Consider the following 17,561-nt stretch of genomic DNA (forward strand, 5'->3'; position numbering starts at 1 on the left):
CGTCACGGCAGAGCGCGACGGGCTCGAGTCTGCTCGGCGCGCTGGTCGAGCAGGTCATCGGCCGGGTAGCCGACCTCGGTGAGCGTCAGCCCGCGCGCGGCGAGGACCTTGACCTCCGGGACGCGCTCCCGGGCGTCCCGGATCTCGACGATGTCCTCGAGGTCGAGGCGGCCCTCCCCGACCGCGACGCACGCGCCGACGAGGGCGCGCACCATGCTGTGGCAGAACGCGTCCGCCTTGACGTTCGCGACCAGGACGCCGTGGGCGTCGCGGTGCCAGTCGAACTCCAGGAGGGTGCGGATCGTGGTGGCCTCCTCGCGCGGCTTGCAGTAGGCCGCGAAGTCGTGGAGTCCGATGAGGGAGCGGGCCGCGGCATCCATCGTCGCGGCATCGAGCCGCGCACGCACCGACGTGGTGCGGTGGCGCTCGAGCGGATCGTAGCCGGCGACCGAGTCGGCGATGCGGTACTCGTAGCGACGCCAGACGGCGGAGAAGCGGGCGTCGAACCCGGGTGCCGCCGCGGCCGATCGCGTGACGACGACGTCGGAGTAGGCACCCACGACGCCGGTGAGGCGGGCGGCGAGCGCCGCGACGGGGTCCGCTGCCTCTCCGGCCGTTCCCCGCGAGCGGCCTGCCAGGAGGCGTGCGCGCTGCGCGTCGTCGAGATCGACGTGGGCGACCTGACCGGTCGCGTGCACGCCGGCATCGGTCCGGCCCGCCACGACGAGACGCGTCTCACCGCCGAGCACGCGGCCGATGGCGGCTTCCAGCGTCTCCTGCACGGTGCGCAGTCCCGGCTGCCGTGCCCAGCCGCGGAAGTGAGTGCCGTCGTAGGCGATGTCGAGGCGGATGCGCACCTGCCCAGCCTAGTTCTGCCGCCTCACGCGAACGCGTCAGCCGAGGACGCTGGGCACGTGCAGAATCTGACCGCCTGCCGCCTGCAGGGCCATGCGCGCGAGCCTCGTGCGGTTCTCGCTCTCGCGCACGATCTCGCGCGCGACGACGGGGTGCACCCGCACGATGTCGTCGAGCACCGCGACGGGGAGCACGACCACATCGACCTCGCCGAGGGCCACCGCCCGCGAGATCGTCTGCGTGCGCGAGAGCGCGGTGAGACCGATGGCGTCGTCGCGCCCCAGCACGGCCACCTGGACGAAGCCGTCCTCGTCGGTGGGGATGCCGAGCATGACACTGCCGGCGAGGATGAAGCGCGTCTCGGTCGGCACCGCACCGGGCCGCAGGATCGATTCCCCCGCGCAGTAGCGCTCGAGGCGCGCGTGCGCTGCCAGCGCATCGGCCTCCCCCGCCTTGAGGCTCAGCGTGGGCGCGATCTGGCGGAGTGCGTCCTGGAGCCGCGCAGGCGTGCGCCAGTCGTCGGTCAGGTCGCCGTCGAGGTGCAGCTCCGCGCGACGCGCGGCGTACCAGACCCGCGTCGCGAACGTGTCGAGGACCGCGTCACGGTCGCCGGGGTTGCGCAGCGGGACCGCGACGGAGTACTTCCCTCCGGAGAGGGTCGCGGCTGCGGGCTCACGGTCCGGTGCGATGAGCGGGATGTCGCGGGCGACGGCGACGAGCAGCTCCCGAACCCGTCCGGGCGGGTCGTCGCTGCCGAACTCGACCTCGAGCACCGCCGCGTGCGGGTCGGGACTGCGGGAGAGGTTCACGAACGAGCCGTCGGCGAGCTCGGATGTCGGCATCACGATGATGCCGTTCCCGGTGTCGAGATGGACGGCTCGCCAGTTCACCTCGACGATCTGCCCGCGGGCTCCGCCGGTCTCGATCCAGTCGCCGAGCTCGAACGGCGCCTCGAACACGAGGAACAGCCCCGACACGATCGAGCCGACCGCGTTCTGCAGGGCCAGGCCGACGACGATCGAGGTGATGCCGAGCGCGGCGAAGACGCCGGCGACGTCGGCATCCCACACCCACCAGAAGACCGCCGCGATGCCGAGCACGATGAAGACGAAGCGGATGAGGTCGCTGAAGATCGTGGGGAACCGGTCTCGCCACGAGCCCTTCTCGGCGCGGTGGAAGACGAGGTGGTTCACGGCGTTGATCGTCACGACGATCACCAGCAGTCCGAAGATCGTCCAGATCACTCTCGGCCAGGTGCCCTCGCCCTGCCACGCGCCGGGCTGGCTGATGAGCACGAGGATCCCGGCGACGGGGACGAGGTAGTTGCGCACGAGCAGGACGATCGGCGCGGCACGGCTCCCCCGCCGTGCCAGCGCGTTGTGGAACTCCGTCAGGCCGATGAGCGCGAGGGGCAGTCCCACCGAGACGATGACGGCGGGCCAGAACCACGGCTGCGAGACGATGTCGGCCACGGATGCCTCACCCCTCCACGACGATCGCGGGGGCCTCGACCCTCCACACGCGCTGCGTGCCGCTCTGCGTCTCGACGTCGCCCGCGGGGAGCACCGCGATGGAGTCGGGCAGGCGATCGGCGACCCGCTGCGTGACGTAGATGCCCGGCTCGTCGGAGTCGCCCTGTACGCGGAACGCCAGGTTCACGGCACCCCCCCACATGTCGTACACGACGCGCGCGCGACCGATGAGCCCGCTGGTGACCTTGCCGGAGTCGAGCCCGGCGCGCAGGTCCAGCTTCACGCCCTGCTGGGTCGAGTAGCGCTCGAGGATGACGTCGAGCTCGAGAGCGAACTCGACGGCGCGGCGCGCGTTGTCCACGCGCGGCGTGGCGAGACCGCAGCTGGCCAGGTAGCTCTGACGCGTCGTGCGCACGCGCTCGACGCCGTGCCGCTCGGCCGCCTCGTCGAAGGAGCGGATCAGGTCGTTGAGACGTGCGATCGCCTCTTCCGACGACATCGCGAGGGCGAGCTCCTCGAATCCGACGATGTCGGCGAACACGACGGTGACGTCGTCGCTGTCCTGGGTGATCGCGTCGTCGCCGTGCTTGTAGCGGTTGGCCATGCCCTCCGGCATGAACGACAGGATGAGCTGCTCCTGCGCCTTCTCCTGCTGGTCGATGAGGTGGGACTTGACCTCGAGGCTGCGGCTCATGTCGTTGAAGGCGTTCGCCACATCGGCGAGCTCGTCGCTCGATCCGGCATCCACCTGCACGCCCTCGTCGCCGGCGGCGATCCGCTGGGCGGCCGACTTCAGCCGTCGCAGCGGCCGGACGAAGATCTGCGCGAGCACCAGCGAGAGCAAGCACACGAAGATGATCATCCCCGCCGTGGACAGGATGAGGTTGCGCGTGAAGTCCTCGACCGGCACGAGGGCCTCGGCCGAGGTTTCCTGCGCGACGATCGCCCAGTTCAGTCCGTCGACGCTCAGCGGCGCATAGGCGACGAGGCTGTCGCGGCCGAGGTAGTCGCGTTCGAGCAGCGTGCCGTCGTCGCCCGAGAGCGCTCGCGTCACCGCCTCGCTCGAGATGCTCTGCTGCATCAGGGTGTCGCCGTTCTGCACGCTGAGCGCCGCCGCGGCCGGCGGGAGGCCCGCGGCGACCGCCGCCGTCTCGTACTCGGCGGGGTCGTCGACGAGCTGGCGTGAGATCGACCGCATGAGCAGGTCGCGGCCCACCAGGTAGGTCTCGCCCGTGGCGCCGAGCCCGTTCATGTTCCACTCGCCGCCGACGGTCATCACCTCGTTGATGCGATCGATCGGCAGCTCGATCGCGAGGGCGCCGATGACCTCGCCGTCGTCGGCGATCGGCGTGACCGCCCATCCGGCGGGGTTGCCCAAGCTCGGGCTGTACGGCGCGAAGTCCGCGATGACGACGCCGTCCACGATGTTGCGGTCCATCGCCTCCCGGTACGCCACGGCCAGGTTCGACAGCCGATAGGGCCCCTCGAACAGATTCGTCCCGAGGTCGACGCCCTTGAACGCCGAATAGACGACGTTGCCCTCGGTGTCGATCATGAGCACGTCTTCGAAGTCCTGCAGCTCGGTCATCGCGCGGTAGTACGGATGGAACCGCGCGTGCGCGGCCGACCACGCGCTCCCGTCCCCTGCGTCACTGGTGAGGATCGCGTCCTCCCAGCTCTCGAACGGGATGACGTAGTTGTCCTGCAGGTAGGTCTGGGCGGCATCCCGCGGGGCGAACGCGGAGCCGTCGACCGTCTCGCCGGTCGCCTCCGACAGGTCGGCGGCGAAGGTGTCACGGTAGTACGAGTCCACGCGATCGGATGCCGCGGCATCCTTCTGCCCCTGCTGGAGGTCCGCGAACCCCTCGGCGAACGCCCTCGCCGCCTGCTTGCTGGTGTCGTTCATGGCGCTCAGCCGCACGGCGTTCTCGATCGACGTGAACAGCTGCGTCACCTCGCGGCTGCGGTTCTCGCGGATCTCGACGAGCTTCTCGTAGGCGATGGCGCGCAGCGCCTCGGTGCCGTTGACGTAGCCGATGACCCCGACGACGATGCTCGAGAGCACGCTCACCGAGAGCAGCATGATGAGCAGGATCGAGTAGATCGACAGCCCGGCGCGTCGACGAGGGCGCGGTGTGCCCACCCACTGGGTGGGTGCCGCCGTCGGCATGACCTGCTCGGACACGTCGTCTCCTTCGTGCGCCTCTCCCGGGCGCAGGAAGCTTCCCCAAACCTCGGCGTGCCGAGGTTGCGCCAAGACTAGCGCCCGGGCTCGCTCACGGGGTAGAGCGCGTTCCGGCAGCCGGTGATACGGCCTGCGGCATACGTGCGCACGCGTCGTAGAATGGCTGCTCCCCCACACACTGAAACTCATGACGTCGACCGCGCGCTCCCTTCCCTCGTCCCGCTACGCCGGGCTCGACGGCCTGCGCGCGATCGCGGTGGCGCTGGTGGTCGTGTACCACCTCTTCCCGCCGGCGCTCCTGCCGGGCGGCTTCGTGGGCGTGGACGTGTTCTTCGTCATCAGCGGGTTCCTCATCACGTCCCTGCTGCTCCGCGAGCACGACGCCACCGGGCGCATCCGGCTCGGCGCCTTCTGGATCCGGCGCCTCCGCCGGCTGGTGCCCGCGCTCGTCCTCGTGGTGGCGGTCTGCTCGACCCTCGCCTGGCTGGTCGGCGGAGACGTGCTGATGCGGCTCGGCGCCCAGGTCATGGGGGCCGCGACGTTCAGCTACAACTGGCTCTCGATCGCCGCTGACACCGGCTACTTCGGCGGCGCGACCCCCGAGCTCTTCCGCAACTTCTGGTCGCTGTCGGTCGAGGAGCAGTTCTACGTCGTCTGGCCCCTCGTCCTGCCGCTGTTCCTGCTGCTGCCGCGAGGCGCGGCACGCGCTGCCGCCGCGCTCGCTCTCGCCGCCGCGTCCGCCGTGTGGATGGGGTCGGTCGTCTCCGGCGGCGGCGATCTCACGCGCGCGTACTTCGGCACCGACACGCACTCGTTCGGAATCCTGCTCGGAGTCTCGCTGGCATTCCTCCTCGTCCCGGTCCTCACCCGACCGTCCCGCGAGGAGAGTCCGGCCGCTCACCCCAGCGTCACCCTCCCACCCGGCTGGACCCTCGTACTCCCGGCATCCGCTCAGCCGGCCGTTCGCGCGCCGTGGATCGATCGCGCCGCCACGCGCACGATCATCGGATGCCTCGGCATCGCCGCCCTCATCGGCATCGCCGTCGTCGCCGCCACCGCGCCGACGAGCAGTGCGGTGACCTTCCCCGGCACCCTCTTGGCCGCGAGCATCTGCACCGCGATCGCGATCGCGGCGGGGGTCTGGCCGCGGTCCTGGTTCGGTCCCGCGCTCGACGTGCAGCCGCTGCGGTGGATCGGCGACCGCTCCTACGGCATCTACCTGTGGCACTGGCCGCTGCTCGTGCTCGCGATGGCGATCGTCCCCGGCGCCGAGGTTCCCGTGTGGATGGGACTGGGCGTGCTGGCGCTCACCGTCGTCGCCGCCGAACTGTCGTACCGCTTCGTCGAGACGCCTGTGCGCCGTCGGGGATTCCGCGCGTGCCTGCGCGGCCTGGCGGGTCAGGCGATCGGAGGACCGCGCGGACGGATGCGCCTGGGTGCCGTCGCCACGGTGGCCGTGGTCGTGCTCGGAGGCACGTCCGCAGCGATCGCCGCGGCACCGGTCGCGTCGACCGGCGAAGCAGTCGTCGAGGCCGGACAGGCCGCTCTCGACCAGGCGACCGCCAGCCCCGCGCCGTCGTCGACGCCGACCCCTTCGACGACGGCCGCGCCCGAACCTGCTCCCGTGGCGACGACGCAGCCGAACGGACCGCTGACGATGAAGCCCTCGCCCACACCCAGCCCGACGGCGGTGACCGGCAATCAGATCACGGCGGTGGGCGACTCCGTGATGCTCGCCTCCGCACCTGCGCTGCTCGAGAAGCTGCCGGGGATCCAGGTCGATGCGGCGGTGTCGCGCTCCGCGTGGGCAGGTCCGGGAATCCTCGAGCAGCTGAAGGCCTCGGGCGCGCTGCGACCCTATGTCGTGATCGCGCTCGGCACCAACGGACCCGTCGATCCCGGGTCGCTCGAGCGCATGGCCGAGATCGCGGGGCCGGACCGGCACGTGGTCCTCGTGAACGCCTTCGCGCCGCGCGACTGGATCCCCGGCGTCAACCACGACCTCGCCGAGTTCGCCAAGCGCCATCCGCGTGTCGTCGTCGCCGACTGGTCGGCGGCGATCAGCACCCGCACCGACCTGCTGGCGGGCGACTCGATCCACCCGGGGGCCACGGGCGGGAAGGTGTTCGCCGAGACGATCGCCCGCACCATCGACAACGTCGAGCGCGAGCGGGCGCGCCGCCAGTACCAGGACGAGCTGCGCCTGTACGACCGCCTCTCGGACCGCCCGCTGCCGGTCGCCGAGTAGCGGATCGCGCTCCCCCGCGGCATCCGGTCGCCTGCGCGCGCGGGCCGGCGCACGGCGCGCCGCGCTCCCCCGCCCGCAGGGGATCCGCTCGTGCCGCGTCCCGCCCGGCCCGCCGGCGCATAACTCCTGCACTTCGCATGCGATTCGCGCAGCGCGACGCGACTTTCGGCGGTCCGGCGCCGGCCGGCCCGGCAAGGTGCAGGAGTTATGCGCCGAACTAGGCAGGCCCCGGCTTCCCCGACCGTCCGCTTACCTCAGCAGACCGGAGCGCGCGACATCCGCCAGCAGGGCCTCGACTGCCTCTGGGTGGAAGATGATGTCCTCGGCGAGCAGCCGAATCGTCGCGAAGCCGCGGCGCGCGGCTCCCTGGTCGCGCCGGATGTCCCTGCGGCGCTGACTCCAATCACTGTGATGGGCTCTGCTGTCGCACTCGATGATGAGCTTTCCAGCGATGAGGAAGTCGACCCGGCCCACTCCGCTGAGCTCGACCTGGACCTCGAAAGGGATGCCGAGCCGGCGCAGCATGAGCCGAACGAAGCTCTCGGTCCCCGACTCCGCACGACCGTCGACAAGTCGTAGCAGCACACCGTACTTGGCAGGAAGCGCGCGGAACAGCGTGCGCATCTCCGATTCGGACATCAGTCCGAGGTGGAGCACGCTGTCCAGGGTCGCGATCACCTCCCGTGGGGGTCGGCATGTCACCAGCGTGCGGATCGCGTCCTCGAGGCCAACGGCTTCACGGGTCGCGGGTGCGGTGAGATCTCCCCAGTGCACGCGAGCCACTGCTCCATGCACGTCTCTGCGCCAGCGCTCCCGTCGAGGTCCGGGACCGCGCAGGCGAGACATCTCTCGCCCCACATGGACATGCGCCCGCGCATCGTCGATCGTGAAGGCGCCGGCAGCGGCCAACGCTGAGACGCACGTCATCCGGCCGCCGATGCGGACCGCGATATCGGCCGCCGGACTCGCGGTGCGAACGTAGTGGTCCCTCCTCAACCGGGTAAGCGCCCCGGAACGCACAGCGCGCGTGATGCCCTTCGGCGTGAATCCGGCCTCGAGCAGCTCAGCGCGAGTGACCACGCGCTCGCCGTCACCGGTGAAGTTCGACACGTCCGAACGCTCGCATCGCGGCCGAGGGCGAAATGATCGTCAGCCCTCGACGGTGCACAACCGCTCACGCGCGACGCTTGTGGAGAAGGCGACACCGCCATGGTGCACCGTCGATCCGGCGCATAACTCCTGCACCTTGCGTCGTACCCCGCACACGCGTGCCGGGATCACGCGGATCGGATGCCGCGCGCACACGAATGTGCAGGAGTTATGCGCCGCGGTGACCGGCGCCCCGCGACCGGCGCCCCGCGCACGGCGCCCCGCGCACGGCGCGCCGCGCTTCCCCTGCCCGCAGACGCAGCGAGACCCGCGGGCCCGAAGGCCCGCGGGTCTCGCGGTGCAAGGTGGTCGCCGGAGCGACCTGCCGGGCGCGGGGCCCGGACGCCGATTACTCGGACTTCTCCTCGGCGGGGGCCTCGACGGCCTCCTCGGCGGCGGCCTCGGCGGCAGCGCCCTCCTCCTGCGACTCGGCGCCGGCCTCGGCGGCCTCGTCGACGGCGGGGGTCTCCTCGGCGGCATCCTCGACCGGAGCCTCCTCGGCGACCGGAGCAGCCTCGGCGGCCGGAGCAGCCTTCGCAGCCGACTTCTTGGCCGACTTCGCCTTCGGGGTCACGGGCTCGAGGACGAGCTCGATGACAGCCATGGGGGCGTTGTCGCCCTTGCGGTTGCCGACCTTGGTGATGCGCGTGTAGCCGCCCTCGCGGTCGGCCACCAGCGGCGCGATCTCGGTGAACAGGACGTGCACGACTTCCTTGTCACCGATGACCGACAGCACCCGGCGACGGGCGTGCAGGTCTCCGCGCTTGGCGAAGGTGATCAGGCGCTCGGCGAGCGGACGAAGGCGCTTGGCCTTGGTCTCGGTCGTCTTGATCGACTTGTGCGTGAAGAGAGCCGCGGCGAGATTCGCAAGCAGCAGGCGCTCGTGTGCGGGGCCGCCTCCGAGGCGGGGACCCTTAGTGGGCTTAGGCATTCTTGATTACTCCAGTGTGAAAGTCGATCGCGGGATCAGACGGTCTCGTCGTCGTATCCGCCGTAGAAGTGCGCACCGTCGAACCCGGGGACCGAGTCCTTCAGCGACAGGCCGAGCGAGACGAGCTTGTCGCGCACCTCGTCGACCGACTTCTGACCGAAGTTGCGGATGTTCATGAGCTGCGTCTCGGAAAGGGCGACGAGCTCCGACACCGTGTTGATGCCCTCGCGCTTGAGGCAGTTGTACGAGCGGACCGACAGATCGAGGTCCTCGATCGGCATCGACAGCTCGTTCGACAGGACCGTCTCGACCGGCGCGGGGCCGATCTCGATGCCCTCGGCCTCGACGTTGAGCTCGCGGGCCAGGCCGAAGAGCTCGGTCAGCGTGCGACCGGCCGAAGCCACCGCGTCGCGCGGAGCGATCGAGGACTTGGTCTCGACATCCAGCACGAGCTTGTCGAAGTCGGTGCGCTCCCCGGCACGCGTCGCGTCGACGCGGTACGAGACCTTGAGGACCGGCGAGTAGATCGAGTCGATCGGGATCTGACCGGCCTCGGCGTACTCGTTGCGGTTCTGGGTGGCCGACACGTAGCCGCGGCCGCGCTCGATGGTGAGCTCGAGCTCGAACTTGGCGGTGTCGTTGAGCGTCGCGATGACGAGCTCGGGGTTGTGCACCTCGACACCGGCGGGAGCCGAGATGTCGGCGGCGGTGACCTCACCGGAGCCGGTCTTGCGCAGGTAGGCCGTGATGGGCTCGTCGCGCTCGCTGGAGACGACCAGCTGCTTGATGTTCAGGATGATCTCGGTGACATCCTCCTTGACACCGGGAATGGTGCTGAACTCGTGGAGGACGCCGTCGATGCGGATCGACGTCACGGCTGCGCCGGGGATCGACGACAGGAGGCTGCGACGCAGCGCGTTGCCGATCGTGTAGCCGAAGCCAGGCTCCAGCGGCTCGATGACGAAGCGGCTGCGGAACTCCCCGACCTTCTCCTCGGTCAGAGTGGGACGCTGTGCGATGAGCACTATGTGTTCCTTTCGATCACGTGCCCGCTATTTGACACGTGCGGTGGGTGAGGTGTTGAGTTTTTCTCAGGGCAGCCGCTGATCGAACTGCGGATGCCGGAAGCGTGCGGTAGCCGGGGCACCGTGAGGGTGCCCCGGCTCCGGGAAGTCAGACGCGGCGGCGCTTGGGCGGACGGCAGCCGTTGTGTGCCTGCGGCGTCACGTCCTGGATCGAACCGACCTCGAGGCCGGCGGCCTGCAGCGAGCGGATCGCGGTCTCGCGGCCCGAGCCCGGGCCCTTGACGAAGACGTCGACCTTCTTGACGCCGTGCTCCTGCGCCTGGCGGGCAGCCGACTCTGCGGCCATGCCTGCGGCGTAGGGGGTCGACTTGCGCGAGCCCTTGAAGCCCACACCACCCGACGACGCCCAGCTGATGACGGCGCCCGACGGGTCGGTGATCGAGACGATCGTGTTGTTGAACGTCGACTTGATGTGGGCCTGGCCCAGCGCGATGTTCTTCTTCTCCTTGCGGCGCGGCTTGCGCGCGGCAGTCTTGGCCTGTGCCATGTTGCGTTCTCCCTAAATCCTGGGGGCCGCGCCTTAGCGCGCCTTCTTCTTGCCGGCGACGGTGCGCTTGGGGCCCTTGCGGGTACGCGCGTTCGTCTTGGTGCGCTGACCGCGCACGGGGAGGCCGCGGCGGTGGCGCAGGCCCTCGTAGGAACCGATCTCGACCTTGCGGCGGATGTCGGCGGCGACCTCGCGGCGCAGGTCACCCTCCACCTTGAAGTTGCCTTCGATGTAGTCGCGGAGGGCGATGAGCTGGTCGTCGCTGAGGTCCTTGACGCGGATGTTCTCGTCGATCTCCGTCGCGGTGAGGATCTCGTTCGAGCGGGTACGGCCGACACCGTAGATGTAGGTGAGGGCGATCACCACGCGCTTGTCGCGCGGGATGTCAACGCCGGCAAGACGTGCCATGCGGTTTCTCCTAGGAGTGAGTGGAGGTGTGGAGCAGGATCGGTGCCCGGGCCTCCGCCCGAGGTGTCCCCCGCGAACGGGTTCTGATCCTGCCTGTGTCGTGTTCAGTTGTGGGATTCGGATGGGTTTCGATACGCGTCGCCTTCGGCGGCGCTACTCAACCTTGACCTGGATCGCATCAACGCGGGCTTCGCTCGCATTGATCCGACCCACGTCAGCCCTGGCGCTGCTTGTGGCGCGGGTTGGACTTGCAGATCACCATGACGCGGCCGTGGCGGCGGATGACCTTGCAGTGGTCGCAGATGGGCTTGACGGAGGGGTTGACCTTCATGATTTCTTCTCTTCGCTGTCTTCGCCGGGCGCACGTCGCTCGCTGAGCGTGCCGACGTGCGGGGCGTTACTTCTCGACCGGTCTAGCGGTAGCGGTAGACGATGCGTCCGCGGGTGAGGTCGTACGGGCTGAGCTCGACGACCACGCGGTCCTCGGGGATGATGCGGATGTAGTTCTGCCGCATCTTTCCCGAGATCGTGGCGAGCACCTTGTGTCCGTTGGTCAGCTCAACGCGGAACATCGCGTTGGGCAGGGCCTCGGACACGACGCCCTCGATCTCGATGACACCGTCTTTCTTCGCCATACGCTCGCTATCACTGCTTCTGCAGACCGGTCGGTCTGCGTTGGATGGGGATTGTGGTGCTCGGACACGCCGATGAAGGCGCAACGCACCAAAGATCAAGCATAGGTGATATCGGATGCCTCGGCAAACCGACTCAGGCGCTGCACAGGCTCAGGGGCGTCGGCGGCGCACCACCGTCAGCGTCACCGCGATCGCGCCGCCGATGAGCAGCGCGGCGCCGACGCCGATCGCCCACCACGAGACGGTTCCGCCCGTCGCGGGAAGGTCGGGAGAGTCGGGAGACACTGCGCCCCCACCGCCGTCCGTCCCGGCGACGAACTCATTGACCACCTCGATGGTCAGCGGCGTCTGCGCCGACTCCGCCGTGATCACGATCGACGACGGGAGGATGGTCACCGCCTGCCAGCTGCCGTCGGCCGGGTCGGCGGGCGTGGTCTCGTCGACCGTGCACGTCGCGCCCACCGGTGCGACGAAGGGATCGCTGACCTCATCCGCCGTCAGCTGCCACGTTCCCTCGGCGACGACCGTGCCGGCCGGAAGCTCGCACCGCCACGTGCCCGCGAACTCCACCGCCGGCGCACCCGCGCCCTCGACCGTCTTGGTCACGCGGAACGCCCCGTACAGTCGCTCGATCGCGTTGGTGACGGTCACCGCGATCGGAGTGGTGGCCGACCCCGCCGTGATCTGCACGGGAGCCCCCGTGATCACGGGGAGCGACCACGAGCCGCCCGGCGGATCCGTCGGTTCCGCCTCGGCCACGGTGCACCACGCACCGACCGGCGCCTCGATGGGCGCGGAGGTCTCGCCCGCAGCGAGGGTCCACGTGCCCGAGGCGAGGACGTCCGGGCCGCCCTGGGTGGCGGTGCACTCCCAGGTCCCGGAGAACCCGTCGGCGAACGCCACGTCGTCCGGATTCTCCACGACCTTCTCGATCGTGAAGGCGCCCACGGCGAGCGCGTTCGTGACGACGAAGGCGAACTGCGTCTCGTCTCCCGGCGCGGGCACGACGAAGTCGACCGGCGTCGCGACATCCTCGCCGTTGAGCGTCCACGTCGGGTCCTGCCACGCGGCCAGGCTCGTCGGGTCGAAGCTCCGGCCCGGCGCCAGCAGCCGGGCGCGATAGTTGAGGCCGACAGTCTCGGTGATCACGCACGGCGCCCCGACCGGCAGCCCCTCTACCGTGGTCGTGTCGCCGGGCTCCACCTCCCACTCCACGATGAGCTGGCCGCCGTCCTCGAGCGAGCACTCCACCACTCCGGGAAATGTCGTGCCGGGGGGAAGCAGGCCGGCGACCTCGGGCGGGAGCACCTTCGTCACGGTGATCGATCCGACCTCGGCGGGCGCGATGATCGGGATGCACTCGAACGGCTGATCCACCCACGGGTAGTTGTGGTGCTCGTTTCCCACGCCGTCCATCAGGATGGTGCCGTTCGTGTACAGCCGGCCGTTGGTGCTCGCCGTGACCCGCAGCGTCGGCTGCGCGGCATCCGGATTCGCGTTCGGCACGAGGATCGAGCCGAGCACCTGCGACGATCCGGCGACGTGCACCGACGTGGCGTCGGCGAAGTTCCACATGGTGCGCGCCGCGAGCACGCCGAACAGCGACGACGCGGGATCGTCGGCCCGGACCCCGTCCTCGGCGAAGTAGTTGGGCGCCCACGTCACGGGTCCGCCGGCGACGTTGACGATCACCGCGGCACCGTCGGGGACGTTCACGAATCCGATCCCCGGGTTCGCGGCGAGGGTCGCGGCGCTCACGTCGAACACCTGGGTCGCGGAGGTCCCGTCGCCCGTGAAGGTCAGGAGGGCGCCGATCGTCACGGTCCCGGTGGGGGCGAGGGCGGCGAAGTCCGCGGACTCGTCTGAGATCTCGGCCCCCCACGTCGACCACGGCGCGATCGCGGCCGGGCCCATGCCCTGCGTGAGCGTGCCGTTGTTGAGCTCGTAGTTGGCGCCCGTCGTCTCGTAGTCCGGGATCGACATGCCGCCGATGTGCACGTCGCCGCCGAGGAGCTGGCCCCCGTCGAAGGCGTTGGCGCCCACGTCGAGCACGGTCGTCGCCCCGACGCTGACGTCCCCGCCCGCCGCGAGCATCGTCGATCCGGGCAGCGGCACCACCGCGGAGCCGACGCCGACCCAGCCGACGTTGAACCGACCGCCCGCGCTCTTGTCGAACGAGGCGTCACCGACGACGACGACGAGGCCCTCCGCCTCGGCCGCGGCCTGGCGCACCTGGAAGTCGCTGCCGGCATAGATCGCGACGTTCTGGTCGGTCCACACCGGGTTGTCGTTGCCGGGCCCCGGGATCGTGCCATCCGGGCACTCCCCGATCGCCGCCGCAGCGCGATCCGGCGCAGGTCCGATGGCGACCAGCGCAGCTCCCGCCACCAGGCCGAGCGCGACGAGGAGCGCGGCATCACGCCGCCGACGTGCAACCCACCGGGATCCCATGAGTCTCCTGCCCGCTGAGCCGAAGCATATCGCGGGGCGGGGCCTGCGCCCAGGGCCGATCCCGCACCCAGAGCCGCGATCCGGCGCTCAGGCCGGCGCTCAGACTCAGTCGAACAGCGTGGCCAGTTCGCCCTGCGGGGGCAGCTGCGAGTTCGAGATGACCTCGCCGTTGACCGTCACCGTCGGAGTGCCGACGCCGCCCGCGCCGGGCTGCACGGGGGTGTCCTTGGTCATCGCCGTCACGTAGTCGGCGTAGATCCCGTCGTTCACGCACGAATCGATGCCCGTGACGCCGGCGACCTCCGCGATCTGCAGGATCTCCTCGTCGGTGAGTCCCGACGTGCCCTCCTGCGGCTGGTTCGCGAACATCGCGTTCATGAACGGAAGCGCAGCATCGGCGTCGGCCACGGCGACGCAGTACATGGCGTTGGCCGCGCGCGTCGAGTACTCGGTGCCTTGCGATCGGTTGTCGAGGATCGAGATCGGGTGGATCGCGAGAGTGATGGTGCCGTCGTCGACGAGCCCTTCGATCTCCTCGCCGTACACCTGCTCGAACTGGTTGCACACGGGGCACATGAAGTCGATGTAGGTGCCCAGATCGTTCTCGCCGTCCCCCACCAGGATCGCGCCGGTGTCGGCGTCGATGTTCGAGGCGGACGGCGTCTGACCCGGCTCAGGGTTGACTGCCTGGTTGTTGAGGCTCACGACGAAGATCGCGACCGCGATGAGCACGACCACGACGCCGGCGCTCACCCAGATGGCGAACCAGTTGATCTTGCGAGGACCCTCAGCCATGACGCACTCCTATGCGATCTCGGTCGGCGTCACGCCGAAGGGTGCGAGACCCGCCGCGCCGCCGTCGGGCGCGGTAAGCACCCAGATTCCACCATCGTGCACCGCGACGCTATGTTCCCAATGGGAGCCGGCGGTGCCGTCGAGCGTCGAGACGGTCCAGCCGTCGTTCTCGACGAAGGTCGCCTGGTCGCCGATCACCACCATCGGCTCGATCGCGAGGACGAGCCCCGGACGCACCTCGGGTCCAGGATCGGACACGCGATAGTTGAAGACCGAGGGCGACTCATGCATCTTGCGCCCGATGCCGTGTCCGACGTACTCGCGCAGGATGCCGTAACCCGGCGCGGGTGCGTTCGCCTCGATGTGCTCCTGGACGGCCGCACCGATCTCGCCGAGGTGGCGGGCGGAGGCGAGCTTCGCGATGCCGGCCCACAGCGAGCCCTCGGTCACGTCGGACAGCCGCTGCCGCTCCGCGACCACATCGGGACGGTCGGGGTCATCGAGTACGACGGTGAACGCCGAGTCGCCGTTCCAGCCCTGGTACTCGGCGCCCGCATCGATCGACAGGATGTCACCGGCGACGAGAGGCCGCGAACTCGGGATGCCGTGCACCACCTGCTCGTTGACCGACGCGCAGATGGTGTGGCGGTAGCCGCGGACCATCTGGAAGTTCGACTTCGCGCCGCGTGCGGTGAGGACAGCGGATGCCGCGGCATCCAGCTCCTCGGTCGTCACGCCCGGAGCGATGAGATCTCTGATCGCGTCGAGCGCCGCGGCGGTGATGAGCCCCGGCTCCACCATCGCCCGCAGCTGAGCGGGCGACTTGTAGATCGAACGGCGCAGCGACACGGCTCAGGCCGCAGCAGGGCGGATGAGCCCGCGCGCCTCGAGCGCCGCCACGATGCGGGCGGTGATCTCGTCGAGCGTGCCGACGCCGTCGATCTCGTCGACGACGCCGCGAGCGTGGTAGACGCCGAGGATCGGCGCCGTCTCGCGCTCGTAGATCGCGAGACGGTTGGCGATGACCTCTTCGGTGTCGTCGGTGCGGCCCTGCTCCCGTGCGCGCAGCGACAGCCGCGCGATGCTCTCGTCGCGGGGAACGCTCAGCTCGATGACCGCGTCGAGGGTCTCGCCACGACCCTCGAGGAACTCGTCGAGGTGGGCCACCTGGCTCACGTTGCGCGGGTATCCGTCGAGCAGGAACCCGCCCTCGGCGTCCGCCTGCGAGAGGCGATCGCGGACGACCGCGCTGGTCAGCTCGTCGGATACCAGGTCGCCGGCCTCGATGACCGACTTGACCTGAAGACCGAGGTCGGAGCCATCGGCGACGGCGGCGCGGAAGACGTCGCCGGTCGAGACGGCCGGGATGCCGAACGCCTGCGCGATGCGGACGCCCTGCGTGCCCTTGCCCGAACCCTGCGGGCCGACGATCAGCAGTCGCGTCGCCGCGCCGTCGTGAGTCTGCCCGAGGGTCATCGAAGGAGCCCCTCGTAGTGCCGCTGCTGCAGCTGCGCGTCGATCTGCTTCACGGTCTCGAGACCCACACCCACGATGATGAGGATGGAGGCACCGCCGAACGGGAAGTTCTGGTTCGCGCCGACCGTCGCCAGGGCGATGAGCGGAAGCAGGGCGATGCAGCCGAGGTACAGCGAGCCGGGCAGCGTGATGCGTGTGAGCACGTAGTCGAGGTACTCGGCCGTGGGACGACCGGCACGGATGCCGGGGATGAAGCCGCCGTACTTCTTCATGTTGTCGGCGACCTCGACCGGGTTGAACGTGATCGCGACGTAGAAGTACGTGAAGCCGACGATGAGGAGGAAGTACACGACCATGTAGATCGGGTGGTCGCCGTTGGTGAAGTACTGCTGGATCCACGAGACCCACGGCGGGATCTCGTTCTCGGCGTTCGGCTGCATGTTGAACTGCGCGATGAGCGCGGGGATGTACAGCAGCGAGGACGCGAAGATGACGGGCACGACGCCGGCCATGTTGACCTTGATCGGGATGTACGTGTTCGTGCCGCCGTAGGTGCGACGACCGACCATCCGCTTGGCGTACTGCACCGGGATGCGTCGCTGCGATTGCTCGACGAACACCACCAGCGCGACCACAACGATTCCGACGGCGAGCACGAGGAGGAACACCTCGAAGCCGCGCGACTGCCAGATGGCCCACATCGACGCGGGGAAGGCCGCCGCGATCGAGGTGAAGATGAGGAGGGACATGCCGTTGCCGATGCCGCGCTCGGTGACGAGCTCGGCGAACCACATGATGAGGCCGGTGCCGGCAGTCATCGTGATGATCATGAGGAGCTGCGCCCACCACGCGTCGTTGGTGAGAAGCTGCTCGCACTCCGGGATGCCCGTCGCGCCGAAGAGCTGACCGCTGCGGGCCACCGTCACGAGGGTGGTCGACTGCAGCAGTGCCAGCGCGATCGTGAGGTAGCGGGTGTACTGCGTCAGCCGCGCCTGGCCCGCCTGACCCTCCTTGTAGAGGGTCTCGAAGTGCGGGATGACCACGCGCAGCAGCTGCACGATGATCGTCGCGGTGATGTACGGCATGACGCCCAGCGCGAAGATCGACAGCTGCAGCAGCGCGCCGCCCGAGAACAGGTTGACGAGCGAGAGCAGGCCCTGGGTTCCCGCCGACTGTCGCAGACATTCCTGCACGTTCGGGAAGTCGACGAACGGCGCGGGGATGTGCGCGCCGAAGCGGTACAGGGCGATGATCGCCAGGGTGAATGCGATCTTCCGCCGCAGATCGGGAGTGCGGAAGACCCGCGCGATGGCGCTGAACAAGAGGATGCCTCCAGTAGGGATGCCGGCCCGCACAGCGACGTGCCGACGTCCAGGGTAACCCA

General features: G+C 69.5%; 16 protein-coding genes. 1 reads left to right on the top strand and 15 read right to left on the bottom strand.

From position 1 onward, the window contains the following. Nucleotides 1-2: 2 nt before the first annotated feature. The 3 genes from truA to OL358_RS03100 are packed head-to-tail and all read right to left on the bottom strand — an operon-like array spanning nt 3 to nt 4,512. Complete coding sequence (gene truA, locus OL358_RS03090) at nt 3-857, bottom strand: tRNA pseudouridine(38-40) synthase TruA (protein WP_264708471.1); 855 nt, start codon at nt 855-857, stop codon at nt 3-5. 36 nt (nt 858-893) lie between these two features. Continuing rightward, complete coding sequence (locus OL358_RS03095) at nt 894-2,327, bottom strand: mechanosensitive ion channel domain-containing protein (RefSeq protein ID WP_264708472.1); 1,434 nt, start codon at nt 2,325-2,327, stop codon at nt 894-896. A gap of 7 nt (nt 2,328-2,334) precedes the next feature. Further along, nucleotides 2,335-4,512, bottom strand: coding sequence for an adenylate/guanylate cyclase domain-containing protein (locus OL358_RS03100; RefSeq protein WP_264708473.1), 2,178 nt, complete (start codon nt 4,510-4,512; stop codon nt 2,335-2,337). Nucleotides 4,513-4,699: 187 nt separating this feature from the next. Here OL358_RS03100 and OL358_RS03105 point away from each other — a divergent pair, with 187 nt between their 5' ends. Continuing rightward, on the top strand, nt 4,700-6,760 hold the full coding sequence (locus tag OL358_RS03105) for an acyltransferase family protein (protein ID WP_264708474.1): 2,061 nt from the start codon (nt 4,700-4,702) through the stop codon (nt 6,758-6,760). 249 nt (nt 6,761-7,009) lie between these two features. Here the strand turns inward: OL358_RS03105 and OL358_RS03110 are convergent, their stop codons facing one another. The 12 genes from OL358_RS03110 to secY form a co-directional block, all read right to left on the bottom strand. Further along, nucleotides 7,010-7,534, bottom strand: coding sequence for a DUF559 domain-containing protein (locus OL358_RS03110; RefSeq protein WP_264708475.1), 525 nt, complete (start codon nt 7,532-7,534; stop codon nt 7,010-7,012). A 724-nt stretch (nt 7,535-8,258) separates the two neighbouring features. Continuing rightward, nucleotides 8,259-8,840, bottom strand: coding sequence for a 50S ribosomal protein L17 (rplQ, locus tag OL358_RS03115; protein WP_264708476.1), 582 nt, complete (start codon nt 8,838-8,840; stop codon nt 8,259-8,261). A 35-nt stretch (nt 8,841-8,875) separates the two neighbouring features. Next, nucleotides 8,876-9,865, bottom strand: a complete 990-nt coding sequence (locus tag OL358_RS03120; RefSeq protein ID WP_264708477.1) for a DNA-directed RNA polymerase subunit alpha — start codon at nt 9,863-9,865, stop codon at nt 8,876-8,878. A 148-nt stretch (nt 9,866-10,013) separates the two neighbouring features. Next, a complete protein-coding gene (gene rpsK / locus OL358_RS03125) occupies nt 10,014-10,412 on the bottom strand; it encodes a 30S ribosomal protein S11 (RefSeq protein WP_056117708.1) in 399 nt (132 codons plus the stop codon). Between the two features lie 33 nt (nt 10,413-10,445). Next, nucleotides 10,446-10,820 (bottom strand): 30S ribosomal protein S13, encoded by a 375-nt coding sequence (gene rpsM / locus OL358_RS03130; protein ID WP_264708479.1) that lies wholly within the window; start codon nt 10,818-10,820, stop codon nt 10,446-10,448. A gap of 214 nt (nt 10,821-11,034) precedes the next feature. After that, complete coding sequence (rpmJ, locus tag OL358_RS03135) at nt 11,035-11,151, bottom strand: 50S ribosomal protein L36 (RefSeq protein WP_005050492.1); 117 nt, start codon at nt 11,149-11,151, stop codon at nt 11,035-11,037. Between the two features lie 82 nt (nt 11,152-11,233). Further along, on the bottom strand, nt 11,234-11,455 hold the full coding sequence (gene infA / locus OL358_RS03140) for a translation initiation factor IF-1 (RefSeq protein WP_005050493.1): 222 nt from the start codon (nt 11,453-11,455) through the stop codon (nt 11,234-11,236). 150 nt (nt 11,456-11,605) lie between these two features. Then, a complete protein-coding gene (locus tag OL358_RS03145) occupies nt 11,606-13,906 on the bottom strand; it encodes a choice-of-anchor A family protein (RefSeq protein ID WP_264708480.1) in 2,301 nt (766 codons plus the stop codon). 105 nt (nt 13,907-14,011) lie between these two features. Further along, nucleotides 14,012-14,701, bottom strand: coding sequence for a DsbA family protein (locus OL358_RS03150; protein ID WP_264708481.1), 690 nt, complete (start codon nt 14,699-14,701; stop codon nt 14,012-14,014). Between the two features lie 9 nt (nt 14,702-14,710). Next, nucleotides 14,711-15,550: a type I methionyl aminopeptidase gene (map, locus tag OL358_RS03155; RefSeq protein ID WP_264708482.1), complete on the bottom strand. Its 840-nt coding sequence runs from the start codon at nt 15,548-15,550 to the stop codon at nt 14,711-14,713. A gap of 3 nt (nt 15,551-15,553) precedes the next feature. Continuing rightward, entirely contained in the window at nt 15,554-16,177 is a 624-nt protein-coding gene (locus tag OL358_RS03160; protein ID WP_264708483.1) for an adenylate kinase, read from the bottom strand. Further along, on the bottom strand, nt 16,174-17,499 hold the full coding sequence (gene secY, locus OL358_RS03165) for a preprotein translocase subunit SecY (RefSeq protein ID WP_264708484.1): 1,326 nt from the start codon (nt 17,497-17,499) through the stop codon (nt 16,174-16,176). Before secY ends, OL358_RS03160 begins: the two co-directional genes overlap by 4 nt. Between the last annotated feature and the right edge of the window lie 62 nt (nt 17,500-17,561).

Source organism: Microbacterium sp. SSM24 (genome assembly GCF_025989145.1).
Classification (GTDB): Bacteria; Actinomycetota; Actinomycetes; order Actinomycetales; family Microbacteriaceae; genus Microbacterium.